Below are 24,285 nucleotides of genomic sequence, written 5' to 3'. Positions count from 1 at the left end.
CTTCCGTCGCGGTGTTCGGCCCGCCGGGTAGCCTCCCCCGGGGAGGTGGTCGTGTGCGGCGCGTTGTCGGGTCGGTGGTGGTGGGGAGCGTGCTGCTCGCGGGGTGCACCGCCGGGCCGGGGGTGGACGACGGCGGGCCGATACCCGGCGTGAACCAGCCCTCGCCCGCCCAGCAGGACCCCGAAGGGCCGGAGTTGCCCGATGCCCTCACCCGGCAGGTGCTCGCCTGGGGCGACTGCCCGGCTCCCACCGCCGCACAGGGCGCGGGCCCCGCACCGAGAGCGCTCGCCGACGGTGCGCCGTGGGAGTGCGCCGAGCTGACGGTGCCGCTCGACTACGCCGCGCCGGAGGGCGAGACCCTGGGCATCGCGCTGATCCGGGTGGCGGCCGTGGAGGGGGCGGAGCGGATCGGGTCGCTGGTGTTCAACTTCGGCGGGCCGGGCGGGTCCGGGGTGGCCACGCTGCCCCGGGTGGCCGGCGGATACGACACGCTGCGGCAGGGGTTCGACCTGGTCAGCTTCGACCCCCGCGGGGTGGGGGCGAGTTCGCCCGTGGTGTGCCGGGACGGCGCCGGCATCGACGCCGCGGAGCAGGCAGATCCGGGGGTGCCGCGCGACCGCCGGGAGGGCGAGGAACTGGCCGCCAGGGTCCGGGAGCTCGCCGCCGACTGCGAGGCCGCGGCCGGGGCGCTCCTGCCCCATCTGCGCACCGTCGACGCCGCGCGGGATCTGGATCTGCTGCGCCAGGTTCTCGGCGACTCCCAACTGCACTACTACGGTGTCTCCTACGGCACCAAGCTCGGCGCCGTGTACGCGCATCTGTATCCCGGGCGGGTCGGGCGTACGGTCCTGGACGCCGTGGTCGACCCGACCCGGGACGTGGTGCGGCGGGCGCTGCTCCAGACCGAGGGGTTCCAGCTCGCGCTCGGCAACTACCTCGCGGCCTGCGGGCCCACCGGCGACTGCCCCTCCGAGGAGGAGATCGCCGCCCTGCTCGACCGGCTGCGGGAGCAGCCGCTGCCGGCCGCCGGGCCACGACGGCTCACCCAGTCCCTCGCCTTCACCGGCGTCATGTCCGCGCTGTACGCGGAGGGTTCCTGGCCCTATCTCACCCGCGCGCTGCGGCAGGCCCTGGACGAGGGGAACGGGGAGCTGCTGCTGGCCGCCGCCGAGCAGTACAACGGGCGCGGCGGTGACGGCGCGTACCGCAATCTGCACGCCGCCAACCGGGCCGTGAACTGCGCCGACTTCGCCTCCCGGCCCACGGTGGGCGACGTGCTCGGCCACCTGGCGGAGTTCGAGGATGCCTCGCCCGTCTTCGGCCCGTACTTCGCCTGGGGGCTGCTGTCCTGCGCGGGCTGGCCGGTCACCGGGGAGCGCGATCAGCCCCAGGTGCGTGCCGAGGGAGCCCGGCCGATCCTCCTGCTGGCCACCACCGGCGATCCGGCGACCCCGTACGCGGGCGCCGAGCGGATGCGGGAGGCGCTGGGCCAGGGGGTCGGGGTGCTGCTGACCTACGAGGGCGAGGGGCACGGGGCGTACGGGTCCGGCGACGCCTGTGTCAGTGCCGCCGTGCACGCCCATCTGCTGGCCGGGGCCACACCGGAGGACGGGGCCGGGTGCCCGTGAGCACCCGGCCCCGCCCGCCGCGCCCGGCGGGAGTGCCGCCAGTAGAGGGGCTCGTCAGTAGACGGGCTTCTCCGGCTCGATCTGGTTCACCCAGCCGATCACGCCGCCGCCCACGTGCACGGCGTCCGCGAAGCCGGCGTTCTTCAGGACCGCCAGCACTTCCGCACTGCGGACACCCGTCTTGCAGTGCAGGACGATCCGCCGGTCCTGCGGCAGGTCCCCGAGGGCGCTGCCCATCAGGAACTCGTTCTTCGGGATCAGCCGCGCGCCCGGGATGGACACGATCTCGTACTCGTTCTGCTCACGGACATCGATGATCTCGATCTTCTCGTCCGCGTCGATCCAGTCCTTCAGCTGCCGGGGCGTGATCGTCGAGTCCTTCGCCGCCGCCTGCGCCTCGTCCGAGACGACCCCGCAGAACGCCTCGTAGTCGATCAGCTCGGTCACCGTCGGGTTCTCGCCGCACACCGCGCAGTCCGGGTCCTTGCGGACCTTGACCTGCCGGTAGGTCATCTCCAGGGCGTCGTAGATCATCAGCCGCCCGACCAGCGGGTCGCCCGTCCCGGTCAGCACCTTGATCGCCTCGGTCACCTGGATGGAGCCGATGGACGCGCACAGCACGCCCAGCACGCCGCCCTCGGCGCACGAGGGGACCATGCCCGGCGGCGGCGGCTCGGGGTACAGGCAGCGGTAGCACGGACCGTGCTCGGACCAGAAGACCGACGCCTGTCCGTCGAAGCGGTAGATGGAGCCCCACACGTACGGCTTGCCGAGCAGCACGCACGCGTCGTTCACGAGGTAGCGGGTGGCGAAGTTGTCCGTGCCGTCGACGATCAGGTCGTACTGGCTGAACAGCTCCATCACGTTGGAGGAGTCGAGGCGCTCGTCGTGGATGTTGACCTGGACGTACGGGTTGATGCCCTGCACCGTCTCCATGGCCGAGACGGCCTTGGGACGGCCGATGTCCGCCTGGCTGTGGATGATCTGCCGCTGGAGGTTCGACTCGTCGACCTCGTCGAACTCGACGATGCCGAGGGTGCCGACACCCGCCGCCGCCAGGTACATCAGCGCGGGCGAGCCGAGGCCGCCGGCTCCCACCGCGAGCACCTTGGCGTTCTTCAGCCGTTTCTGCCCCGCCATCCCCACATCCGGGATGATCAGATGGCGGGAGTACCTGCGGACCTCGTCGACGGTGAGCTCGGCGGCCGGCTCGACCAGGGGTGGCAGCGACACGGGGACTCCGATGGTCATAGGGACAGACGTTCTGCGTACAACAGTGCCACGGTGCCGGGCATTCCGAGACGGGCGTCCTGGTACGTGAGACGCCCGTCCCGGAACCGCTTTCCTACAGGCGGCAGGCGGCCTCCATCCAGATGTCGGCGAGTGATTCCTCCAGGCCGATCCGGGCCCGCCAGCCGAGCCGGTCGCGGGCGGTGCGCACATCCGCCTGCTGCCAGGCCCCGCACCCGTCGGGGTACGGGCCGGGCTGCGGCGGCGGCACCGGCAGGGCCGCCGACTCGGGGCCGCGCTGCGCGGGCGGGCCCAGCGGCGCGTCCAGTTCGTGCAGCGCGCCGCCGTACCCGGAGATCCGGGCCAGCGCCGTGGCCGCCTCGCGCAGCCGTACCGCGTGGCCGGTACCGATGTTGACGACGCCCTGCGCCGCCGAGAGCGTGGCGGCGTGCACGGCGCGCGCGACGTCGCGGACGTCCACGAAGTCCCGCTGGACGCCGAGCCCGGTCAGCTTCAGCTCGTTGTCGCCGTGCTGCATCGCGCGCCGCAGCGAGTCCGCGAGCCGGCCGAGCGGCGAACCCGCCGGGGTGCCGGGCCCGGTCGGCGAGAACACCCGCAGCACGATCGCGTCCAGACCCGAGCCGAGGACGAGTTCGGTGGCGGCGAGCTTGCTGACGCCGTACGGGCCGCCCGGGCGGGCCAGGGCGTCCTCGGCGATCGACGAACCGGGCTGGGAGGGCCCGTACTCGGCCGCGCAGCCGATGTGCACCAGCCGCGAGCGGCAGTTGCTGCGCCGCACCGCCTCGCACAGGGTGGCGGTGGCCACCGTGTTCTGCCGGGTCAGCTCGCTGGCGGTGCCCCGGATGGCGCCGGCGCAGTTGATGACGACGCCCGGGTGCACGGCGTCCAGGAAACGGGTCAGGGCTCCGGGGCTGCCGGTGGCGAGGTCGAACCGCACGTCGGCCTCGTCGCCGCGGCCCAGCGCGGTGAGGTGGACGGCGGGGTCGGCGAGGAGCCGTTCGGCGACGAAGCGGCCGACGTAGCCGCTGGCGCCCAGCAGGAGGACTCTCATCGGCTCGTCTCCCCTGCGGTGAGGTGACGGGTGAGGGGGGGTGTGGTCATGGGGGGATTGCTCCTCTTGCTTCCGCGGGTGCGTGGGGTCGGGGGGATGAGGGGGACGTACGGGCCGGCCGTCAGTGGTGCGTGCGTGGCCGCGGCGGCCGGCCGCGGGGGTGGGGGTGATCGTGGTGATGGGCGGAGGCCGCCACCAGCGCGCGGCCGGCCGGGATGAGCAGGAGGGCCGCCGTCGCGCCGCTGGCGGCGGCATGCAGGAGGGCCTCGGCCGGCGGGGCCGTGACGGCGATCAGCAGATGGACGGCGCAGGCCGCCAGTGGCCCGGCCGCCGCCGCACGGTGGAAGCCGTGCGCGGCCAGCAGGACGGACAGGAACAGCAGCACGCCCAGCGCGAGGCTCTGCCCGGTGACCGTCCAGGTGGTCGCCGCCGGGGGAAGCAGCGGCCACAGGGCGGCCCGCAGAGCGGCCAGGCAGAGGGTGAACAGCAGCAGCGCCGCGCCGACCAGGTGCCGCACCGCGGCGGCGAACTCCTTCAGGCTGCGGCTGGCCGCCAGCCGGCGCCGGGCGCGGGCCGCGAACCAGTCGCGGCACCACACCGCCGGGGCGACCGCGGCCACCGGCGGCAGCAGCGCGCCGGGGCCCGCCCGGTGCCACAGCAGGGCCAGCAGGGGCAGGACGCACAGTGCGGCGATCCGGGGCCTGCCGCGCCCGTAGAGCAGGAATCCGGCGGCCAGTACGGCGGCCGCGGTGAGTGCGGCCTGGGCCCTGGCGTCCGCCGCCACCACACCCGCCGAGACCAGCGCGGCGGGGAACAGCGGCAGCAGCGGACGGACGGGGCCGCCCGGGGCGTGCGCCCTCGCGCGGCGCGGGGGCCGGAAGGGCTCGGCCGGCCGGGCCGCGTCACGGTGACGGCGGTGGCGGGACCGGCGGGGAGGGAGGCCGGGGGCGGGGCCCTGGGGGTGCTCCCCGGGGCGTGGGGTACGCGCATACAGCTCCTCTGCCAGGGAGAACACATCGCGGTGCCGGAACCGGGCGGCCCCGGCGTCGGTCAGGCCGTACGCCTCCAGCGCGGCGGCGATCTCCAGTGGGTCGGTGGCGTGCTCGCACAGTTCGCGGTGGCGGTGCAGCAGCACCCGTACGGGGTCGGCCGGGGCGGTCACGCGGGATCACCGGGGCCCTGGCCGGGACCGGGGCAGTGGCCGGGGCCCCGCTCGGTCATGGCGCCCAGGGCCGGTATGGCCCAGCCGGGCGGTGCGGCCGGGACCGGCGCGGCGAGATGACTCTCGGCGGGGCGGGCGAACGGGACGTCCGGGTCGGCGGCCGGCTCGGCGACGGAACGGCGCACCGGACCGGTCGAGATCATTTCCAGATAGATCTGATCGAATGCCGCCACGTTCCGCTCAATGGTGAACAGCTCCAGGGCGCGGGCTCGCGCCGCGGCCCCCAGTCGCGCCCTGCGCGCCGGGTCACGCAACAGCGCGACACACGCGTCCGCCAGCGCACGCGGGTTGTGCGGCGGCACCACCAGTCCGGTGCCCCCGATCACCTCGCACACCGAGCCCACCTCGGTGCACACCGCCACCCGCCCGCTGAACATCGCCTCGATGAGCGGAACGGGGAAACCCTCTACCGAACTGGAGAGGACGAATACGCTCCCGGCGGCGTACGCGGCGGCCGGTGCCGGCAGCTCGGGGCCGCCGGTCTCCTCGAAGGAGACGGGGCTGACGCCCGCCGCGTACGGGTCGGGCGACTCGGCGGGGAACAGCTGTGCCGCCATCGCGCGGCAGTGCGCCAGATACCCCGCGTCCCCCGGCGCCGCGCTCACGATCCGCAGCCGCGCCGCGGGCTCGGCCCGGCGCACCTCGGCGAACGCGTGCAGCAGCCCCACCAGGTCCTTGGCGGGCGCGACCCGGCCCACCCACACCAGGGTCGGCGCCGGTGCGGGCTCGCGCTCCGGTGTGCCGCGGCGCGCCGCCCGCTCGGCATCGCCCTCCTCCACCTTCAGGAACGGCCGGGCGTCCAGGCCCGGGTAGACGGTGCGCAGCCGGTCCCGGTCGGCGCCGCAGCGCTCCTGCCACCGCCGCACATGGGTGTTGCCGGGGGTGATCAGGGTGGCCCGGGCGTACGCCTCGCGGGCCAGCCGGGCCTGGAAGGACGTCAGCAGGGCGCGTACGGGGGCGCCCGCCGCCGTGGGCGGCACCGCGTGAGCGGCGCGCGCGGCGCTCGCCGCGCTGCTCAGATAGTGCTCGCGCAACCGCACCCCGTACTCGGTGATCAGCAGCGGGGTGTCGAAGAAGTGCCGCGCCAGCAGGCCGGGCAGGGCCGCGGGGCCGCCGCCCACCGCATGGCACAGATCGATGGCCGCGAGCCCCTCGTCGCCGTCCGCGCCCGAGCCGTACCAGTCGAGCGAGAGCGGACGCAGCGCCCGCTCCAGCCGCTCGGTGACCGCCAGCAGATCCGGCACCTGCGCGGCGTGCACCGCGCGCGGCGCCCCCGGTGCCCGGCACGCCGCCTCCAGGACGCGTACCGCCTCCTCCGAGCGCAGCCAGCCGCTCAGCCCGCCGAACTCGACGGCGGTGCCGGCCATGCCGTACAGCCCGGCGGCGAAACGGTCCGCCTGCCCGCTCGGCAGCCGGTCGGGGCCCGGCCCGCCCCAGCACAGCGCCGCGGTCAGCTCGGCGAAGTGCTCGGCGTATCGGCGCCCCAGCCGGCGCGAGGGCCGCCCGCCCGCGCCGTTGCCGCGCGGGGGCTGGCCCCAGAGCGGGGCGGTGCGCACCTGCCGTACGTTCGGCGGCAGTTCGCGCCACGGCCCGGAACTCTGGCTCCTGCTGCGGCTGAGCGCGCAGATCTCGAACTCGTGGGTGGCCAGTCCGCGCAGCAACTGGTCGCACCAGACCACGGATTCGCCCTGTGCGAAGGGGTAACCACCCTCGGTCAGCAGTGCGATACGCACCGGCGCACCTCCCCTGGATGCCTGGGACTCGGTTGGACATCAGCGGGAAGACGGTATGTCCGGATGAGCCAGGCACGACGGACGGTTGTCCGCCACACCACCAGAAGGGGTGAAGAAACGTGACTTTGGATGGAGTTCAGTCGTTAAGGCGCGGAGCCCGGGTCAGTTTTCCGGGTGCGGCCACGGATTGGGCCGGCAGGTCAGCCCGTTCGTCCAGGTCAGGAACTTCGTCTGCTGCATCATCACCGGGGCGGGCGCCCCCTCGGCGGTACAGCCCACATGGCCGTAGCCGATCCGGTGCCCCACCTCGTGGTTGATCAGCATCTGCCGGTACGCGTGCATGTCGTCGCCGTAGGTCTCGGCGCCCTGGGCCCAGCGCCAGGCGTTGATCATCACCCGCTCGGTGCTGGCGGAGTCGCAGGAGACATTGGTCTGCCGGATGTCCAGCCCCGACTTGTCGCACCACTCGGCGGTGGTGCCGGGCGAGGCGAGCGTGATCACGAAGTCGTGGTCGCCCGAGGAGACCCGGGCGAAGGAGCGCTCCCCGTTGTTGCCCCAGCTGCGCTGGTCGTTGAGGGTGCGGTGCACCGCCTGCGCGAACAGCTCGGGGTCCAGCCCGATGTCCGCCTCCACGTCCACCCGGTAGCGCAGCACGGTCATCGCGTCGGGATCGGCGGCCGGGTCGCTGCCGCTGACCGGCACCAGTTCACCGTCGCCCGTCAGATCGGGGTCGAGCGGGAAACGGGTCTCCATGAGTTCGTCGTACGTCGGCCCGGGATCCGGCTCGGGGGCCTCCCCGGCCTCGCCCTCCGGCACCGAGCGCGCCCCCTCGTCGTCCCCCGACAGGTCCTGCTGTCCCAGATGCGGGCGCCGGTCGGCCGCGTCGCCGTTCGCCGACGACACCCCGCCGTGCATCTCCCCGGCGACGACCACCGTCATCACGACCGCCACCGCGGCGGCCGCGGTCCCGGTGACCGTACGGCCCCAGCCGCCGCGCCGCGCCGCCCGCCCGCGGACCGCGCGGTGCCGTCTGCGGCCCGGCCGCGGCTCCGGCGTACGGTGCCCGGCCCCGGCCCCGGTCTCCGCCCCGGGCTCCGGCTCCGTCCCTGCCTCCCGGTCCCGGCCGGCCTGCTCCTGCGCGTCCGCCGACCCGGTGGATGCCCCGGTGGAGGCCCCGCCCTCCGGCTCACCGCGGCGCGGCCCGGGGACCGGCAGCGGCTGCCCGTACTGCTCGTCGCTGAAGGCGTCGACGTACTCCTGCCGCGGCGTGCCGCCGGTCGCGTCCCGTCCCACCCGGTGCGGGGACGCGGATCCTGCGGCGTCATGGCGGTTCATGCGGCTCCTCAGTGGTGGCCGTCTTCGTGATCGGTGGTCCCGGTTTCGGCCAGCAGTTCCCGGAAGACATCCGCCACCACGTCCGGGAATTCCATCATGGCCACGTGTCCTGCCTCCGGCAGCAGCACGAACCGGGCGTCCGGGAAGGTCTGCTCCGCACGCCGCGCCGAGCGTACCGACACCAGCTTGTCCCGCCCCCCGTAGACCAGCAGCGTGGGCGCCAGTACCCGCTCCGCCTGCTTCCACAGCGACTGCTGCCCGCCCAGCGTATAGGCGTTGACCAGGCCCCGCGCGCTGCGGCTGAGCGACTCCCAGAAGTACGGCAGGGCCTGCCGCCGCTCGAACTCGGCCGCCGCCGCGGCGAGTTCCTCGGGGGCGATGCGCTGCGGATCGCCGTACGTCAGCGCCAGGACATCCCTGGCCCGGTTCGCCGGCGGCAGATCGCGCGCCAGCCGGCGCAACAAGTGCGCCACCCCGGGGGCGGCGAGCAGCGCGGTGGGCAACGCGGTACGCGGCACCCGCACTTCGGGCAGCGCGGGAGAGATGAGGGTGAGCGTCCGCACCAGGTCGGGGCGGAGCGCGGCGACCCGGGTGGCGACCGCGCCACCGAGGGACTGGCCCACCAGATGCACCGGGCCGCGCCCGCCGGCCGCCACCGCCCGGATGACGGCCCGGGTGTGCGCGTACAGCGAGTAGTCGCCGTCGGCGGGCGGCGGTGAGGCGCCGTGCCCCGGCAGGTCGACGGCCAGCGGGGCGACATCGCCGCCGACCCGGGCCATCACCGCGGACCAGTTGCGCGAGGAGCCGCCCAGGCCGTGGACGAAGAAGGCGGGTTCGAGCCCCTCCCGCTCCGGTACGCGGCCACGCAGGGCCAGGGTGATGCCGCCCACCGGCCCGGGACCGGGCGCCGGGAGTTCGAGGAACCCCGAGGTCTCACCGTCGCGCAGTTCCATGGAGACATCGGTGCCCCGCTCCGGCGGCCAGGGCGCGGGGGAGGACGGTGACGCCGCCGGGGACGACGGGTCCGAAGTGTTCCGTGCCCGGGGCTCTTCGGTGGATGGCATGGCGCAATATTACGAGTCCGCATCGTGGACCTTCGCGGGCCCCGTTCGCCATCGCCGCGTCCGGCTCCTACGCTGGGAGACACCCAACCGGTCCTCCGGGAGGTGGAGCGCCATGACTGCTGATCCACGGGAGCCCGAAGGGCTCGACGAGTTCCTCGCGCAGGAGGCGGAACAGGACGAGGACGAGGCCTCCGGGCGCGGGCGCGGTTCCGAGGACCCCGAGGCCCCGGAGGCGGACGCCGTCGAACAGCGCCTCGAACTGCTGCAGCGCCGTGACTCCCCGCTCACCGGGCGTCACCATGACGAGGTGGACCCGGCCGACGAGGCCGAGCAGGCGCGGGTGGTGGATCCTGGTGACGAGGAGTACCGGTCCTGACCGGGTCGGACGGACCGGGTGTCCACCCAGTGAAATCCTGCGCTGAGAGTACGCGGCGGCCCTGGCCCCGAACGTACGATGGCGAGTCGGACCCGGTCGACGCGATCGGACGGGACGACATCGACCACTCACCGGGAGGCGGCGTGAGCGCCATCGAGCACACAGAGGCTCGGCCCCGCGGCACCCGCCTGCCGCGCAGGGCCCGTCGCAACCAGTTGCTGGGCGCGGCCCAGGAGGTGTTCGTCGCCCAGGGTTACCACGCCGCGGCGATGGACGACATCGCCGACCGCGCCGGCGTGAGCAAGCCGGTCCTGTACCAGCACTTCCCGGGCAAGCTCGATCTGTATCTGGCACTCCTCGATCAGCACTGCGAGGCGCTGCTGCGCTCGGTACGCCAGGCCCTGGCCTCCACCCACGACAACAAGGCGCGGGTGGCCGCCACCATGAACGCCTACTTCGACTACGTCGAGCACGAGGGCGGCGCGTTCCGGCTGGTCTTCGAGTCGGACCTCACCAACGAGCCGCAGGTGCGCGAGCGGGTGGACCAGGTCTCCCTCGACTGCGCGAAGCTGGTCGGCGCCGTGATCGCGGAGGACACCGACCTGCCCGAGGAGGAGTCCATGCTGCTGGCGGTGAGCCTGTGCGGGATGGCGCAGGTCACCGCCAGGCACTGGCTCAGCTCCGGGCAGCCGGTGCCGCGCGAGGTGGCGAAGTCGCTGATCGGCGCCCTGGCCTGGCGCGGTATCGCGGGCTTCCCGATGCAGGGCGACACGGCCCCTGTTCGCTGAGGGCGTGGCCCACCGCGGACCGGGCACGAGAGCGCCCGGATAACCTGTGCAGGGTACGTACCACGTACACGGCGCGGGCCATCGCGCACGTCAGCACGTCAGTGACCAGCGGAGGGACAAGCCGTGGAGATCAAGATCGGCGTTCAGCACACGCCGCGCGAGATCGCTCTCGAAAGCGGGCAGTCTGCCAAGGAAGTGGAGACCGCGGTTGCCGAGGCGCTCTCCGGCGAGAGCAAGCTCCTGAGCCTGACCGATGAGCACGGGCGCAAAATCCTGGTCCCCGCCGACCGGATCGCGTACGTGGAGATCGGCGAGCCGGCGGTGCGCCGGGTGGGCTTCGGAGCCCTGTGACGCTCCCCCGGCACACGCGCTCGGTGAGCATGCGGTGAACGCACGCTGAACAGCGGAAACGGCGGCCCGGTGAACTCCTGGGCCGCCGTTTCGCCGTTCCTCGCCGGTGGTAGGAGGCGGGTGTGATCGTGCTGACACTGCTGTCGATGATGGTCGGGCTCGCGGTCGCGGGAGCGGCCACCGGCCGCCGCCCGCGCGCGGACTTCCCGCACCGTGCGCTGACCCTGGCCACCGGCGCGGTGGCGGGACTGGTGGGCTGGGGGATCGTGCACGCGGTGCTGGGCCCCGGCGCCCCACTGGCGACGCTCGCCGGCGCGGCGACCGTCTCCGCCGTTCTCGTCTCCCTGCTGGCCCGTCCGCGCACCCGTCCACTCCCCGGACCGTCAGCACCAACGCTTTAGTCGGCACTTACAGTGGGGGAATGCCCGCCTCCGGTACGCGCGCCACCGCCGGCGCTCCCCCCACCCGCCCCGTCCCGGCGGTTCCCGGCGGCACCGGCCTCGCCACCGCTCCGCGCCTCGACATCGCCCTGCTGGTCCTCGCCGTCCTCGGCATCGGCCTGTCCGGCCCGCTGATCACCGCCATCGCCGCCCCCGCCCTGGCCATCGCCTTCTGGCGCAACGCCCTGGCCACCGCCGCGCTCGTCCCCGCCGTTCTGCTGCGCCCCGCGCTCCGCCGCGAACTGCGCCGCGCCTGGGGGAGCCGCACCCTCGTCCTCTCGGCCCTGGCCGGAGCCGTCCTGGCCGCGCACTTCGCCCTGTGGCTGCCCAGCCTCGGAATGACCTCGGTCGCCTCCTCCGTCGCGCTGGTCACCACCACCCCCATCTGGACCATCCTGCTGCTGCGGCTGCGCGGCCACCGCCCGCCGGCCGCGGTGTGGCTGGGCGTGTGCGTCGCCTTCACCGGCGCGCTGCTGCTGACCGGCGTGGACCTGACCATCTCCGCCCGCGCGCTGGCCGGCGACGCCCTCGCCCTGGCCGGCGGCATGGCCGGAGCCGTGTACGTCCTGATCGGCGCGGAGGTACGCCGTACCACCAGCACCACCACGTACACCTTCCTGTGCTACTCCACCACCGCCGCGCTGCTGCTGCCCGTGTGCCTGATCGCCGGCGCCGGTCTCGGCGGGTACTCGGGCGAGACCTGGCTGAAACTGCTGCTGCTGACCGCGACCGCCCAACTGCTCGGTCACTCCCTCATGAACCGCGTGGTCCGCGGCCTGGGCCCCTCCGTGACCTCCACCGCGATCCTGCTGGAGGCACCGATCGCGGCGCTGATCGCCGCCGTCTGGCTGAGCCAGCGCCCGGAACCGGCCGCCTACCCGGCGCTCGCGATGATCCTCGCCGGCCTGGCCCTGGTCATCCGGGCCGAGAACGGCCGCGCCCCGGTCACCTAGGGCCTGTCGTCAAAGTAGCGCCGTCCGCCCGAAGGGCGGGCCCCGCGGTGTCTGGTGCGGTACATCGCAAGGCGGAGGGTCGCCCTCATAGCGGGTTATTCGGGCGATGCGACAACGCAGCGAGGTGCCGTGCCTGGGGGCACCTCCCGGCCGAAGGCTGGGGGAGCGCCCTGGGGCAGGCGGGACTTTGACGACAGGCCCTAGGCTCACCCCCATGCTCCAGCTGACCGAGACCGCGCTGACCTCGGCCCTCGGCGAGGTCGACGCCCGCGCCGCCGTGACCTTCCTCGGTGCGGACCGCATCGAGGTGCTGCGCTTCGCCGACCGGGAACGCGGCCTCGTGCGGTACGCGACGCTCGGCATGTCGGCGTCCGCGATGACCGACCCCACCGCGAGCGTCGCCGACCCCGAGCGCGGCCCGCGCGCCGAACTCGTCCTCACCCTGCACGCCGGTCACCCCGCGACCGACCAGGTGCTGCGCCCGCTGGCGGTGCTGGCCGCCGCACCGCAGGTCGAGGGCCTGGTGGTGGTCCCCGACGCCTGTCTCGACCTGGGCGAGCCGCTGTGGCCCGGCGCCCCCTTCCAGGCGGTCCTGGTCGCCGAGCCCGGCGGCCTGGTCCCCGACCTGACGCTCCCCGAGCCGCGGGACCCGGTGCGCTTCTACCCCCTGCTGCCCATGACGCCCGCCGAAACCGCCTGGCAGCGGGCCCGCGGCCCGCAGGCCCTGCGCGAGGCGTGGCTGGCCCACGGGACCGACCTGCGCGCCCCGGACCGTGGCGCCGTACCCCTGTCCGGGTGACGCTCCTTGACGGATGAGGGCGACACGGGGACTGTTGGGTGGCATGAGGGGCGAATTCAGTTGCCCGAAGTGTGGGAGCCGGGTACGCGCACCCGGGCTCTTCTCCGACTCCTGGCAGTGCTCCGCCCATGGCCCGGTCTATCCGCTGCAGCCCATCATCCCGCCCAGCGTGGATGCCCTCGCGGTGGTCGTGGGGCGTACCGAGGTCCCGGTGTGGATGCCCTGGCCGCTGCCGGTGGGCTGGCTGTTCACGGGGGTCGCCGCCGCCGGGGACGAACGCAGCGGGGGACGCGCCTCCGTCGTGGCCTGCTCGGGCCCCGGGCCGCTGGGCGGCGCCAGTGATCTGCTGCTGATCGCCGAGGAACTGGGCGTGGGGCTCGGTGCCCGGTACGCGGGGGTGCCGGGGCCCGATCCGGGGCCGCATCTGAAGACGGACACCCAGCCGCAGGTCAAGATGCTGGCGGCCGGGCGGCCCACCCCCCTGTGGCAGGTGGCGGACGCCCCGGAGGACCGGGCGGTGTTCGCCGGTGAGGCGATGGGCATCTGGCTGTGGGCGGTGGTGTGGCCGCAGCAGTCGGGGCTGCTGATGTACGACGAACTGCTGCTCACCGATCTGCGGGACGCCGGCTCCGAGTTCGACCTGCTGCCGTGCGGGGCGCTCTCCCCGCGGATACTGACCCGGCCCTCGGCCGATCAGTGAGTAGGCTGAACGGGTGCTCATCGACCTGCACACGCATTCCACCGCCTCCGACGGCACGGACTCCCCCGCCGCGCTGATGCGGGCGGCCGCCGCCCGCCTCGACGTGGTGGCGCTGACCGACCACGACACGATGGGCGGCCACGCCGAGGCGCTGGCCGCGCTGCCCGCCGGGCTGACGCTGGTGAGCGGTACCGAGTTCTCCTGCCGGCTGGGGGACGTCAGCCTGCATCTGCTGGGCTATCTGTACGACCCGGCCGAGCCCGAGCTGGCCCACGAGCGCGAACTGGTGCGCGACGACCGGGTGCCGCGCGCCCGGGCGATGGTGGCCCGGCTGCGCGAGCTGGGGGTGGACATCACCTGGGAGCGGGTGCGGCAGCTGGCGCACGGCGCCGTGGGGCGTCCGCACATCGCGGCGGCGATGGTGGAGGCGGGCGTGATCGACACGGTCTCGGACGCGTTCACCCCGCAGTGGATCGCCGACGGCGGCCGGGCCCACGTCGGCAAGCACGAACTGGACGTGGTCACCGCGATCCGGCTGATCAAGGCGGCGGGCGGGGTGTCGGTCTTCGCGCACCCGGCGGCGGCGCACCGCGGAGCGGTGGTCTCCCACCGGGCGATCGCCGAGCTGGCGGCGGCCGGCCTGGACGGCATCGAGGTGGACCACATGGACCACGACGCGGCGACCCGGGCGACGCTGCGCTCCCTCGCGGCGGACGTGGGGCTGCTGCCCACCGGCTCCAGCGACTACCACGGCGAGCGCAAGCTGTGCCGCCTCGGCGAGAACACCACCGCCCCCGAGGTCTACGAGGAGCTGGTGGCCCGGGCATCCGGCGCCAAGCCGGTCACCGGCTGACGCCCGTCCGCCCGCTCCCCGGTCCGGGGCCGTCGCTCAGAGCCCCGAGCGCCAGAAGTCGATCAGCTCGGCCGCCGTGGCGGCGGGCTGTTCGGAGTTCGGGGAGTGCTCCGACCCCCTGATGATGGTGCGGCGGGCCCCCAGCCGGGCCGCCATCGCGTCCAGCTGGGCGATCGGCCACACCCCGTCCCGTACGCCGGACAGCACGTGCACCGGCACCCCGGTGGCGGCGAGTTGCTCCACCCGGTCCGGCTCGTGCCGCAGGGTGCGCCCGGTGGCGATCAGCTGGGCCGGAGTGGTGGCCAGCCAGCGGCGGCGCAGGAAGCCGTCCACGCCCAGGTCGGAGACCACGCCCCCGGTACCCGCCGTCCCGGCCTCGACCGCGGCGTCCGGCAGCGCCTCCTTGGTGCGTCGGGTGACCCGCCACACGCCGGTGGTGCCCAGCACCGGGAGTCCGGCCGTCAGGAAGCGGGTCTTCCAGCGCTGCCACGGGGCGACCTTGCCGGGGCCCGAGGCGATCAGGGTCAGCGAGGCGAACGGCGTCGCGCCGCCCTCGGCCGCCCGCAGCACCGCGCCCCGGGCGATCAGGCCGCCGAGCGAGTGCCCGGCCAGATGCAGCGGGGAGGTGTCCCCGTCCGCCGTCAGCGCGTCGGCCTGCGCCAGGACGTCCTCGGCGAGCGCACCGAGCCGGTAGGAGTCCCAGCCGTGCCCGCCGGGCGTCTCGTACTGCCCGCGCCCGTCGACGGCCACCGCCCGGTAGCCGGCCGCCGCCAGCGGCCCGAGCAGGCCGATGAAGTCCTCCTTGCTGCCCGTGTATCCGGGCACCAGCAGAACGGTCCCGGCCGGCTCGCCCACGGGCGCGGCGTCCAGCGCGGCGAACGCTCCGCGCCGCGTACGCAACCGGTGGACCCGTACCCCGGGCGGCATCTCAACAAAAGGCGGCCTGCTCACGCCGACCAGCCTAGTCGTGCCCCGACACCGGCCGGTCACCCGGACGAAACCGCCAAGGTCTGTCATTCGTACGACTTCTGGGCCAGAATCTACGCGCGTTACGCCCGTACCACCCCACCGAGGAGTCATCCACATGTCGCTGAACCGCCGAAAGTTCCTGGGCGGAACCGCCGTCACCTCCGCCGGGGTGGTGCTCGCCGGGGGCGCCGCCGGCACGGCCTCGGCCACCCCCCAGCCGCAGGGCCACGGAAACGGCAACGGCAACGGCAACACCAAGCGGCACACCTTCTCCGTGCTCGGCACCACCGACCTGCACGGCCACGTCTTCAACTGGGACTACTTCACCGACGCCGAGTTCGAGGACGCCGGCGGCAACGATGTCGGGCTGGCCAAGCTCTCCACCCTCATCGACGAGGTCCGCACCGAGAAGGGCGGCCGCCGCAACACCGTGCTGATCGACGCGGGCGACACCCTCCAGGGAACCCAACTCGCTTACTACTACGCCAAGGTCGACCCGATCACCGCCCGCCGCGGCCCGGTGCACCCAATGGCGCGGGCCATGAACGCCATCGGCTACGACGCCGCGGCACTGGGCAACCACGAGTTCAACTACGGCATCCCGCTGCTGCGGAAGTTCGAGCAGCAGTGCGACTTCCCGCTGCTGGGCGCCAACGCCCTGGACGCCCGCACCGAACGCCCCGCCTTTCCCCCGTACCACATGATCAAGGTCCCCACCCCGCGCGGCCGGGACGTCAAGGTCGCCGTGCTGGGCCTGACCAACCCCGGCATCGCCATCTGGGACCGGGCCCATGTGGAAGGGAAGATGACGTTCCCCAGCCTGGAGCAGCAGGCCGCCCTGTACGTCCCCCGGCTGCGCTCGATGGGCGCCGACGTGGTCATCGTCTCCGCCCACTCCGGCACCAGCGGCACCTCCTCCTACGGCGACCAGCTGCCGCACATCGAGAACGCCGCCGCGATCGTCGCCGAGCGGGTCCCGGGCATCGACGCGATCCTGGTGGGCCACGCGCACGCCGAGATCCCCGAGCACCGGGTCACCAACGCCGAGACCGGCAAGGACGTGGTGCTCTCCGAACCGCTGTTCTGGGGCAAGCGGCTCACGGTGTTCGACATCTCCGTCACCTGGGAACGGGGCCGCTGGGTGGTGGAGTCGGTCTCCTCGGAGGTGCGCAACACCAACACCGTCGCCGAGGACCCGCGCATCACGCGGCTGCTGTCGCGGGAGCACGAGCGGGTCATCGCGTACGTGAACCAGGTCATCGGCACCGCGACCGAGGCGATGTCGGCCTCCGAGGCCGCGTACAAGGACGCCCCGATCATCGACTTCATCAACTTCGTGCAGGCCGAGACGGTGACGGCGGCGCTGGCCGGCGGCGCGTACGCGGACCTGCCGGTGCTCTCCCAGGCCGCGTGCTTCTCGCGCTCCGCGGCGATCCCGTCCGGGGACGTCACGATCCGGGACGTGGCGGGGATGTACGTCTTCGAGAACACTCTGGAGGCGCGGCTGATCACGGGGGCGCAACTGCGGGAGTATCTGGAGTTCTCGGCGCGCTACTTCGTGCGGACGCCCGCGGGGGCGGCGATCGACCCGGCGAAGCTGACGAACGCCGAGGGCATTCCCGACTACAACTACGACGCGGTCAGCGGCGTCACGTACGACATCGACATCGCGGAGCCGGCCGGCTCACGGATCGTCGATCTGCGCTTCGCGGGCGAACCGGTCGCGGACGACGCGCGGTTCGTGCTCGCGGTCAACAACTACCGGGCCAGCGGCGGCGGAAACTTCCCGCACATCGCCGCGGCCGATCAGTTGTGGGCGAACTCGGACGAGATCCGCAACACGATCATCACCTGGGTTCAGGACAACGGTGAGATCGATCCGGCCCGGTTCGCCTCCGTGGACTGGCGGCTGACCCGTGCGGGCCAGCCCGTCTTCGACTGACAGCCAGTCCGTCCGTCCCTCGCCTCAGCTCTCGGCGGTGCCGCTGGTGGTACGGCGGCGCCGCCGGCGACGGCGCGGGGTGCGCGGCCCGGCCGCGTCATCGGCCGCCGGAGCGTCCGACACGTCCGCCGCGCCCTGCTCCGGCAGCGCTCCGGCAGCGGCGGCGGCAGCCGCGGCCTCGGCGGTCACGGTGACCCCGCCCCGGGTACGGCGCCGCTGCCGCGTCGCGGTACGGGTCCGCTGGGGCCGCTCGGCGTCCCCGTCGGCGGACTGCTTGGCGCGGCCACCACCCCCGGAACGCTTGCTCTCGCGCCCGCCCAGGTCCTCGACCTCTTCGGCCGCCAGGCCCGCCCGGGTGCGCTCGGCCCGGGGCAGTATGCCCTTGGTCCCCTCGGGGATCTTCAGCGCCTCGAACAGGTGCGGTGACGTCGAGTACGTCTCCACCGGGTCGGGGAGGTTCAGCTCCAGCGCCTTGTTGATCAGCTGCCAGCGCGGGATGTCGTCCCAGTCGACCAGCGTGACGGCCGTACCGGTGGCCCCGGCCCGCCCGGTACGCCCGATGCGGTGCAGGTACGTCTTCTCGTCCTCCGGCGTCTGGTAGTTGATCACATGCGTGACCCCCTCCACATCGATGCCGCGCGCCGCGACATCGGTGCACACCAGCACGTCGACCTTGCCGTTGCGGAACGCCCGCAGCGCCTGCTCGCGCGCGCCCTGCCCCAGGTCACCGTGGACCGAGCCGGAGGCGAACCCGCGCCGCGCCAGCTGGTCGGCGACATCGGCGGCGGTGCGCTTCGTGCGGCAGAACACCATCGCGAGCCCGCGCCCGTTCGCCTGCAGGATGCGGGCCACCATCTCCGGCTTGTCCATGGAGTGCGCCCGGAACACGTGCTGTGTGGTGTTGGCCACGGTCGCGCCCGCGTCGTCCGGGTCGGTGGCCCGGATGTGGGTGGGCTGGCTCATGTAGCGCCGCGCCAGGCCGATGACCTGCCCCGGCATCGTCGCGGAGAACAGCATCGTCTGCCGCTTGGCGGGCAGCTGCTGCATGATCTTCTCGACGTCCGGCAGGAAGCCCAGGTCGAGCATCTCGTCGGCCTCGTCCAGCACCAGGGTGCGGATCTCCGACAGCCGCAGCTTGCGCTGGCCGGCCAGGTCGAGCAGTCGGCCCGGGGTGCCCACGACCACGTCGACACCGCGGTTCAGCGCCTCGACCTGCGGCTCGTAGGCACGGCCGCCGTAGATCGCCAGCACGCGGACGTTGCGGACCTTGCCGGCCGTCTGCAGATCGTTGGTCACCTGCTGGCACAGCTCGCGGGTGGGGACGACCACGAGTGCCTGCGGGGCGTCGGTCAGCTCCTCGGGACGGGCCCGGCCCGCCTCGACGTCCGCCGGGACGGTCACGGTCTCCAGGAGGGGAAGCCCGAAGCCGAGGGTCTTGCCGGTACCGGTCTTCGCCTGCCCGATGACATCGGTACCGGCGAGCGCGACGGGGAGGGTGAGTTCCTGGATGGGGAACGGATGGACGATGCCGACGGCCTCGAGCGCCTCGGCGGTCTCGGGAAGAATCCCGAGATCTCGGAATGTCGTGGTGGCGGACAGGGTGATTGCCTCTTCTGTGTGTCGCGGCGCACGTGGCGGCGAGGCGGGTCATCAGTACCGCGCCGTACGACGGTGGCCCGCCTTGGGGCCGCCTGTGGCGCAGGACCCGGTCGTCTCGCTCAAGCGCACGCACCGCGCGAGCGGGCCCCTCATACCGTGGTGGCTGCGGGGCGCACCCACCACGCGGAGGGCTGGTCAGGTCGGAGCCGATCGGCCTACCGACCGGACATCCTCGGAGGTCATGGAACCCGGGCTGGTCCCGGATCCATCAGACTCCGGCATGGGAAGGCCCCACCCCTCCGGGCGGGCCTCTATAGCACTGTACCCCGGAACCGTGCATATGTGTCAGGGCTCGGTCCCCCGGGGCCCTGGCCGGGGACTATTGTGCGGACCATGCAGACGCCGCAGAGCCCCGAGCAACCCGCCGTTTCCGACGCCCCCGCGCCCGTCAAGGACTGGGCCGAGGCATCCGCAGACCCGCGGTACCGGGCGGCCGTGGTCGATCTGCTGGGGGCACTTGCGTACGGGGAACTCGCCGCCTTCGAAAGACTGGCCGAGGACGCCAAGCTGGCGCCCGGTCTGGCGGACAAGGCGGCCCTGGCGCGGATGGCGTCGGCCGAGTTCCAGCACTTCGAGCAGGTCTCCGAGCACCTGGCGTCGATCGCGGAGGAGCCGGTCGCCGCGATGCAGCCGTTCGTCGTACCCCTGGACGAGTTCCACCGCCTGACCGCCCCGTCCGACTGGCTGGAGGGCCTGGTCAAGGCGTACGTGGGCGACGCGATCGCCGCCGACTTCTACCGCGAGATCGCCTCCCGGCTCGACGCGGACACCCGGGGCCTGGTGCTGCGGGTGCTGGACGACACGGGCCACGCCTCGTTCGCGGTGGAGAAGGTACGGGCGGCCATCGAGGCGGACCCGCGGGTGGGCGGCCGGCTCGCGCTGTGGGCGCGGCGGCTGATGGGCGAGGCCCTGTCGCAGGCGCAGCGGGTGGTGGCGGACCGGGACGCGCTGTCCACGATGCTGGTGGGCGGGGTGGCCGACGGCTTCGACCTGGCCGAGATCGGCCGGATGTTCTCGCGGATCACCGAGGCCCACACGAAGCGGATGGCGGCCCTGGGCCTGTCGGCCTGAGGCACCGCGGGCGACGGGGCCGGGAACGGGACGCACCGCACGGCCCCGCCGGTCGCGCGCCCCGCCGACCGGCCGCGCTCGCCGCCCGTCCCGGATCCGCCCGCTACGCCTCGCGCGCGCGCCGGCCGCGCCGTACCGGAAGGCCGCTGGGGGCCGCCACCCTGGTGGCCGCCGGGGTCGGCAGCGGCGGCGCTGCCCCGCCCCCGTCCGGCATCGCGCCGGGACGCTGCTCGGCCGGGCCCGCCGGCTCCAGCCGCAGCACCCGGCACGCGCGCGCCCAGCGCTCCAGCAGTCCGTCCTGATCCGGGGCGTTGAGCCGCTTGCCCTTGAGCTCCCCCGCGGTCGCCTCCCACAGCTCACCGCCGGGCTCGGGCTCGCTCACCCGGGCCGGCCACACGATGAGCCGGCCGCCCTTGTCCTTGCTGCGGCAGGTCACCGTCGCGGAACCGCCGTCCGTCAGCCCGAGCCCGTCCAGCGGCTGCTCACCGCCCTCGGCGGCGGCCCCGCCGCTCACGCCGACCAGGCACACCGCACCCTCGTGCCACACGTGCCACAGCCCCCGGGCCGGCCCCTGCGGGCCCCGCACCCACACCAGGGCGGACTTCTTCGCGCTCTCCTCGATCAGCGCCCGGTCGAAAACCCGCGGATCCATCCGTCCTCGCCCCTCAGTCCTTGCCGGTGACCATCTCGTCGCCGTAGTCGAGGATCTCCTCCTCGGGCGGCGCGTGCAGCGTGAACTCCTTGTTCCAGTCCGTCAGCGTCAGCTCCCCGGCCGCGCCGCCCCGCTCGAAGCGCAGCGGATACGGCGTACCGATCAGCGAGACCTCCATGGCACCGCCGGCGCCCTCCGCCGCCTCAAGACGGATGGTCTGCACCCCGCCGATCTCGCCCCGCTCCCCTGTCGCCCGCTCGCCGTCCAGCGCGAGCAGCCCCTCCAGCAGCACCAGACGGTCCGTGAAGCCGCTCAGCTGCTCGTACGCCGGGTCATCGGGCGCGACCCGTACGTACTTCCCCTCCAGCTTGTACGCCGGGTCGGGATCCTCGCTGGCGTCCTCGTCCTCGTCCTCACCGCCCTGGGCCTGCCAGAAACCCACGTCGGCCTTGATGTACAGGTCCTCGCCTACCCGCAGCAGCTCGAAGGTGCTGCCCTCGGTGGAGACCTCCCCCACCCCGCCCTCCTCGCCGATCCGCATGTCGAGGCGGTACGTCGTTCCCTCGGTGATCACCGTGCCGGACAGGCGCACGGCGGTGGCGCCCTCGACCGCGCCGCGCGCCTCCCGCTCGATCTCCTCGGCCGTCAGCTTCGCCAGGCCGTTGGTGCCCTCGTCGGGGTCCTCCTCGCCGCCTCCGCACGCGGTGAGCGTCACGCTCGCCATCGCGCACACCAGCGCCAGCACAGCCCTGCGCCACCTGGGCCATCCGGGGACCGCTGCCCTCACGTCGGCTGCCTTTCCTCGAAGGGGTCGGGGAGTTGAGGCGCAGCGTACCCGCACCCGGCCATCACCCCTCAAGGCAGTAGCTCTTGGGCTCCGGCACCGCCGTACCATCGGTGGCATGGCTACCGACATCCCCCAGCCCACGGACAGCGCCGTTCGGGCCGCGCTCGCCACGGTGAACGATCCGGAGATCCACCGGCCGATCACCGATCTGGGCATGGTCAAATCCGTAGAGATCGCCCAGGACGGCTCCGTGACCGTCGGCATCTACCTCACGGTCCAGGGTTGCCCGATGCGGGAGACGATCCACTCCTCCGTGGTGACGGCGGTGCGCTCCGTACCGGGCGTGAGCGAGGTGCACGTCGAGCTGGACGTGATGAGCGACGCGCAGCGCAAGGAACTGGCGACCACCCTGCGCGGCGGGCAGGCCGAGCGCGAGGTGCCGTTCGCCCAGCCCGGATCGCTCACCCGTGTCTACTGCGTGGCCTCCGGCAAGGGCGGGGTCGGCAAGTCCTCGGTGACGGTCAACCTCGCCGCGGCGCTGGCGGCGCGCGGACAGAAGGTGGGCGTCGTGGACGCCGACATCTACGGCCACTCGGTGCCCCGGATGCTGGGGACGGACGGCCGGCCCACCCAGGTCGAGAACATGATCATGCCGCCGTCCGCGCACGGCGTGAAGGTGATCTCCATCGGGATGTTCACCCCGGGCAACGCCCCGGTGGTGTGGCGCGGCCCGATGCTGCACCGCGCGCTGCAGCAGTTCCTCGCCGACGTGTACTGGGGCGACCTGGACGTCCTGCTGCTCGACCTGCCGCCCGGCACCGGCGACATCGCCATCTCGGTGGCGCAGCTGGTCCCCAACGCCGAGATCCTCGTCGTCACCACCCCGCAGCAGGCCGCCGCCGAGGTCGCCGAGCGGGCCGGGTCGATCGCCGTGCAGACCCACCAGAAGATCGTCGGCGTGGTCGAGAACATGTCGGGGCTGCCCTGCCCGCACTGCGACGAGATGGTGGACGTCTTCGGCAGCGGCGGCGGACAGCGGGTGGCGGACGGGCTGACGAAGACCACCGGCGCCGAGGTTCCGGTGCTGGGCAGCATCCCCATCGACGTCCGCCTGCGCGAGGGCGGCGACGAGGGCAAGCCGGTGGTGCTGAGCGACCCGGACTCCCCGGCGGGGGCGGCGCTGCTCAAGATCGCCGACGCGCTCGGCGGGCGGCAGCGCGGGCTGTCCGGCCTGTCCCTGGGGATCACCCCGCGCAACAAGTTCTGACCGACGGATGTGAGGGTGGGCGGTCGGCCCACCCTCGGGGCGTACGGTCTAGGTGTAGCTCTCCAGGTCCTTGATCACGGAGAAGCCGAGGCCGTACGCGCTCATCCCCCGCCCGTAGGCGCCGATGTGCACGCCGTCCGCCGCCGCGGCGGCCAGCACCCACCCGTACTCCGACTCCCGGTAGTGGAAGTCGGTCTGCACCCCGTCCACCGGCAGCTGCAGGATCGACCAGGCGCCGCCGTCCAGATCGTCCGCCAGCTCCCAGGCGATCGCGGTCTGCTGGTCCAGCCAGTCCTGCCGGAGCGCACGTTCCATCTGGGCCGGCCAGGTACCGGCGAGCAGCCCCGCACCGGCCAGCCAGGCGGCCGAGGAGACCGAGGTGGCCTCCAGGACGCCGGTGCCGTCCGGACTGCGCCGCACGGGCCGCGACGCGACCGTCACGACCACCGTGAAACGCTGCTCCTCCTGGCCCAGCTCGGTCAGCAGCGACGGCTCGTCGCCGTGCCCGGTGGATCCGTGCTCGACCGTGCCGTCCGTGGCGGCACCGACCTGCATCAGCCAGCGACGGCCCGTGAAGGCCTCATCGAGCCCGTACCAGGGGAACCCCGCCAGCAGATATCCGTCCACCGCCGCGCGGCGCGCACCGGGGACCGCCTGGGGCGTGTCCTGTCCCCCGGACCCGGACGGCCCGGGCTCCCCCATGGCGTCCTGCGGCTCTGCCCGACTCGTCGTCTCCATCTGCGCGACGCCTCCTCATTGCCCTCGTCCTGGGCACACCCCGGACATAGGGAGGATAGCCATCAGCGTCCTGGCAGGTGGGCAGGGCCGATCGACCGGTGGGCCCATATGACCCACAAGCAGGCTGAATCCACCCGGTCAGGTGGCGTCGGCGTCGAACGGGGGCGGGGCCTCCTGCGCGACGCGCGCGGCGTCACCCGGCTTGCCGAGGTCCACCGGGGTGCCGCCGGTCTTGGCCAGCTCCACCTTGCCCGAGGCGTCGGACGCGATGGCCCGGCGCGGGGCGCGGCCGTTCACGGAGTCGGTGACCTCGGTCAGCTCCTTGCGGATGTCGAGGTTCTCGCGCAGTTCCTTCAGCCCGTAGGTGTCGTCCTTGTCGAGCAGGTGCTTCTGCGCGAACCGCTTGGGGTTCAGGTCCTCGAACTCGAAGTCCTTGAACTCGGGGCCCAGCTCCGAGCGGATGTCCTGCTTGGCGTTGTCCGAGAAGTCCCGGACCTTGCGGATGAGCCGGGCGGCGTCCTGGATCATCTTCGGCAGTTTCTCGGGCCCGAAGACCAGGATGGCCAGCACGATGATCACCAGGAATTCCAGTGATCCGATATCGAAGAACACCTGGCTGCTCCCTCACACGTCTGGACCACGCCACGGTACCGGCC

Annotated in this window: 23 protein-coding genes and 1 pseudogene; 12 read left to right on the top strand and 12 right to left on the bottom strand. The window is 73.5% G+C overall.

What is annotated here, in order from left to right; translation table 11 throughout:
* Window positions 1–53: 53 nt before the first annotated feature.
* Window positions 54–1,628, top strand: a complete 1,575-nt coding sequence (locus SXIM_RS18625) for an alpha/beta hydrolase (protein WP_046724715.1) — start codon at window positions 54–56, stop codon at window positions 1,626–1,628.
* Window positions 1,629–1,682: 54 nt separating this feature from the next.
* On the opposite strand, the gene moeZ is transcribed toward SXIM_RS18625, so the two are convergent.
* The 6 genes from moeZ to SXIM_RS18595 all read right to left on the bottom strand — a co-directional run bounded on the left by moeZ (window position 1,683) and on the right by SXIM_RS18595 (window position 9,284).
* A complete protein-coding gene (gene moeZ, locus SXIM_RS18620) occupies window positions 1,683–2,861 on the bottom strand; it encodes an adenylyltransferase/sulfurtransferase MoeZ (RefSeq protein WP_030737285.1) in 1,179 nt (392 codons plus the stop codon).
* Between the two features lie 112 nt (window positions 2,862–2,973).
* Window positions 2,974–3,930: an NAD-dependent epimerase/dehydratase family protein gene (locus SXIM_RS18615; protein WP_046724714.1), complete on the bottom strand. Its 957-nt coding sequence runs from the start codon at window positions 3,928–3,930 to the stop codon at window positions 2,974–2,976.
* 121 nt (window positions 3,931–4,051) lie between these two features.
* Complete coding sequence (locus SXIM_RS18610; RefSeq protein ID WP_046724713.1) at window positions 4,052–5,092, bottom strand: hypothetical protein; 1,041 nt, start codon at window positions 5,090–5,092, stop codon at window positions 4,052–4,054.
* The gene (locus tag SXIM_RS18605) at window positions 5,089–6,885 is read right to left on the bottom strand and encodes a DUF3492 domain-containing protein (protein WP_046724712.1); all 1,797 of its coding nucleotides are present in this window, start codon (window positions 6,883–6,885) and stop codon (window positions 5,089–5,091) included. The genes SXIM_RS18610 and SXIM_RS18605 overlap by 4 nt, the downstream gene beginning before the upstream one ends.
* 162 nt (window positions 6,886–7,047) lie before the next feature.
* On the bottom strand, window positions 7,048–8,220 hold the full coding sequence (locus SXIM_RS18600) for a DUF3152 domain-containing protein (protein WP_053116248.1): 1,173 nt from the start codon (window positions 8,218–8,220) through the stop codon (window positions 7,048–7,050).
* A gap of 8 nt (window positions 8,221–8,228) precedes the next feature.
* Complete coding sequence (locus tag SXIM_RS18595) at window positions 8,229–9,284, bottom strand: alpha/beta fold hydrolase (protein ID WP_030737298.1); 1,056 nt, start codon at window positions 9,282–9,284, stop codon at window positions 8,229–8,231.
* Window positions 9,285–9,396: 112 nt separating this feature from the next.
* Here SXIM_RS18595 and SXIM_RS18590 point away from each other — a divergent pair, with 112 nt between their 5' ends.
* The 8 genes from SXIM_RS18590 to SXIM_RS18555 all read left to right on the top strand — a co-directional run bounded on the left by SXIM_RS18590 (window position 9,397) and on the right by SXIM_RS18555 (window position 14,544).
* Window positions 9,397–9,660, top strand: a complete 264-nt coding sequence (locus tag SXIM_RS18590) for a hypothetical protein (protein WP_030737303.1) — start codon at window positions 9,397–9,399, stop codon at window positions 9,658–9,660.
* Window positions 9,661–9,803: 143 nt separating this feature from the next.
* Window positions 9,804–10,448 carry a TetR/AcrR family transcriptional regulator gene (locus tag SXIM_RS18585; RefSeq protein ID WP_030737306.1) on the top strand — a complete coding sequence of 215 codons (645 nt, stop codon included), beginning with the start codon at window positions 9,804–9,806 and terminating at the stop codon, window positions 10,446–10,448.
* 123 nt (window positions 10,449–10,571) lie between these two features.
* Window positions 10,572–10,799 carry a DUF3107 domain-containing protein gene (locus tag SXIM_RS18580; RefSeq protein ID WP_030737309.1) on the top strand — a complete coding sequence of 76 codons (228 nt, stop codon included), beginning with the start codon at window positions 10,572–10,574 and terminating at the stop codon, window positions 10,797–10,799.
* Between the two features lie 122 nt (window positions 10,800–10,921).
* The gene (locus SXIM_RS18575) at window positions 10,922–11,200 is read left to right on the top strand and encodes a hypothetical protein (protein ID WP_046724711.1); all 279 of its coding nucleotides are present in this window, start codon (window positions 10,922–10,924) and stop codon (window positions 11,198–11,200) included.
* A gap of 20 nt (window positions 11,201–11,220) precedes the next feature.
* Window positions 11,221–12,192, top strand: coding sequence for a DMT family transporter (locus SXIM_RS18570; RefSeq protein ID WP_030737314.1), 972 nt, complete (start codon window positions 11,221–11,223; stop codon window positions 12,190–12,192).
* Between the two features lie 214 nt (window positions 12,193–12,406).
* Window positions 12,407–12,991: a suppressor of fused domain protein gene (locus tag SXIM_RS18565; protein WP_030737316.1), complete on the top strand. Its 585-nt coding sequence runs from the start codon at window positions 12,407–12,409 to the stop codon at window positions 12,989–12,991.
* 43 nt (window positions 12,992–13,034) lie between these two features.
* Window positions 13,035–13,691 (top strand): DUF6758 family protein, encoded by a 657-nt coding sequence (locus SXIM_RS18560; protein ID WP_030737318.1) that lies wholly within the window; start codon window positions 13,035–13,037, stop codon window positions 13,689–13,691.
* A 13-nt stretch (window positions 13,692–13,704) separates the two neighbouring features.
* Complete coding sequence (locus SXIM_RS18555; protein ID WP_046724710.1) at window positions 13,705–14,544, top strand: PHP domain-containing protein; 840 nt, start codon at window positions 13,705–13,707, stop codon at window positions 14,542–14,544.
* A gap of 36 nt (window positions 14,545–14,580) precedes the next feature.
* On the opposite strand, the gene SXIM_RS18550 is transcribed toward SXIM_RS18555, so the two are convergent.
* Complete coding sequence (locus tag SXIM_RS18550; RefSeq protein ID WP_030737322.1) at window positions 14,581–15,495, bottom strand: alpha/beta fold hydrolase; 915 nt, start codon at window positions 15,493–15,495, stop codon at window positions 14,581–14,583.
* A 133-nt stretch (window positions 15,496–15,628) separates the two neighbouring features.
* On the opposite strand from SXIM_RS18550, the gene SXIM_RS18545 reads away from it, so the two are divergent.
* The gene (locus tag SXIM_RS18545) at window positions 15,629–17,455 is read left to right on the top strand and encodes a bifunctional metallophosphatase/5'-nucleotidase (RefSeq protein WP_030737324.1); all 1,827 of its coding nucleotides are present in this window, start codon (window positions 15,629–15,631) and stop codon (window positions 17,453–17,455) included.
* Window positions 17,456–17,646: 191 nt separating this feature from the next.
* On the opposite strand, the pseudogene SXIM_RS18540 reads toward SXIM_RS18545, so the two are convergent.
* Window positions 17,647–19,060 (bottom strand): annotated as a pseudogene (locus SXIM_RS18540) (DEAD/DEAH box helicase); the annotation flags it as partial.
* Between the two features lie 387 nt (window positions 19,061–19,447).
* On the opposite strand from SXIM_RS18540, the gene SXIM_RS18535 reads away from it, so the two are divergent.
* Window positions 19,448–20,185 carry a ferritin-like fold-containing protein gene (locus SXIM_RS18535; protein WP_030737329.1) on the top strand — a complete coding sequence of 246 codons (738 nt, stop codon included), beginning with the start codon at window positions 19,448–19,450 and terminating at the stop codon, window positions 20,183–20,185.
* Window positions 20,186–20,288: 103 nt separating this feature from the next.
* Here the strand turns inward: SXIM_RS18535 and SXIM_RS18530 are convergent, their stop codons facing one another.
* Window positions 20,289–20,837 (bottom strand): hypothetical protein, encoded by a 549-nt coding sequence (locus SXIM_RS18530; protein ID WP_030737331.1) that lies wholly within the window; start codon window positions 20,835–20,837, stop codon window positions 20,289–20,291.
* Window positions 20,838–20,850: 13 nt separating this feature from the next.
* Window positions 20,851–21,561 carry a hypothetical protein gene (locus tag SXIM_RS18525; RefSeq protein WP_246156899.1) on the bottom strand — a complete coding sequence of 237 codons (711 nt, stop codon included), beginning with the start codon at window positions 21,559–21,561 and terminating at the stop codon, window positions 20,851–20,853.
* Window positions 21,562–21,739: 178 nt separating this feature from the next.
* On the opposite strand from SXIM_RS18525, the gene SXIM_RS18520 reads away from it, so the two are divergent.
* On the top strand, window positions 21,740–22,891 hold the full coding sequence (locus tag SXIM_RS18520; protein ID WP_046724707.1) for an Mrp/NBP35 family ATP-binding protein: 1,152 nt from the start codon (window positions 21,740–21,742) through the stop codon (window positions 22,889–22,891).
* Between the two features lie 48 nt (window positions 22,892–22,939).
* Here SXIM_RS18520 and SXIM_RS18515 read toward each other — a convergent pair whose 3' ends face one another.
* Together SXIM_RS18515 and SXIM_RS18510 are read right to left on the bottom strand one after the other, a co-directional pair.
* A complete protein-coding gene (locus tag SXIM_RS18515; RefSeq protein ID WP_030737337.1) occupies window positions 22,940–23,629 on the bottom strand; it encodes a hypothetical protein in 690 nt (229 codons plus the stop codon).
* Between the two features lie 138 nt (window positions 23,630–23,767).
* Window positions 23,768–24,241 carry a sec-independent translocase gene (locus SXIM_RS18510; RefSeq protein ID WP_030737338.1) on the bottom strand — a complete coding sequence of 158 codons (474 nt, stop codon included), beginning with the start codon at window positions 24,239–24,241 and terminating at the stop codon, window positions 23,768–23,770.
* Window positions 24,242–24,285 lie beyond the last annotated feature (44 nt).

Source organism: Streptomyces xiamenensis (assembly GCF_000993785.3).
Taxonomy (GTDB): Bacteria; Actinomycetota; Actinomycetes; order Streptomycetales; family Streptomycetaceae; genus Streptomyces; species Streptomyces xiamenensis.
This window is presented reverse-complemented; position numbering and strand designations above follow the sequence as displayed.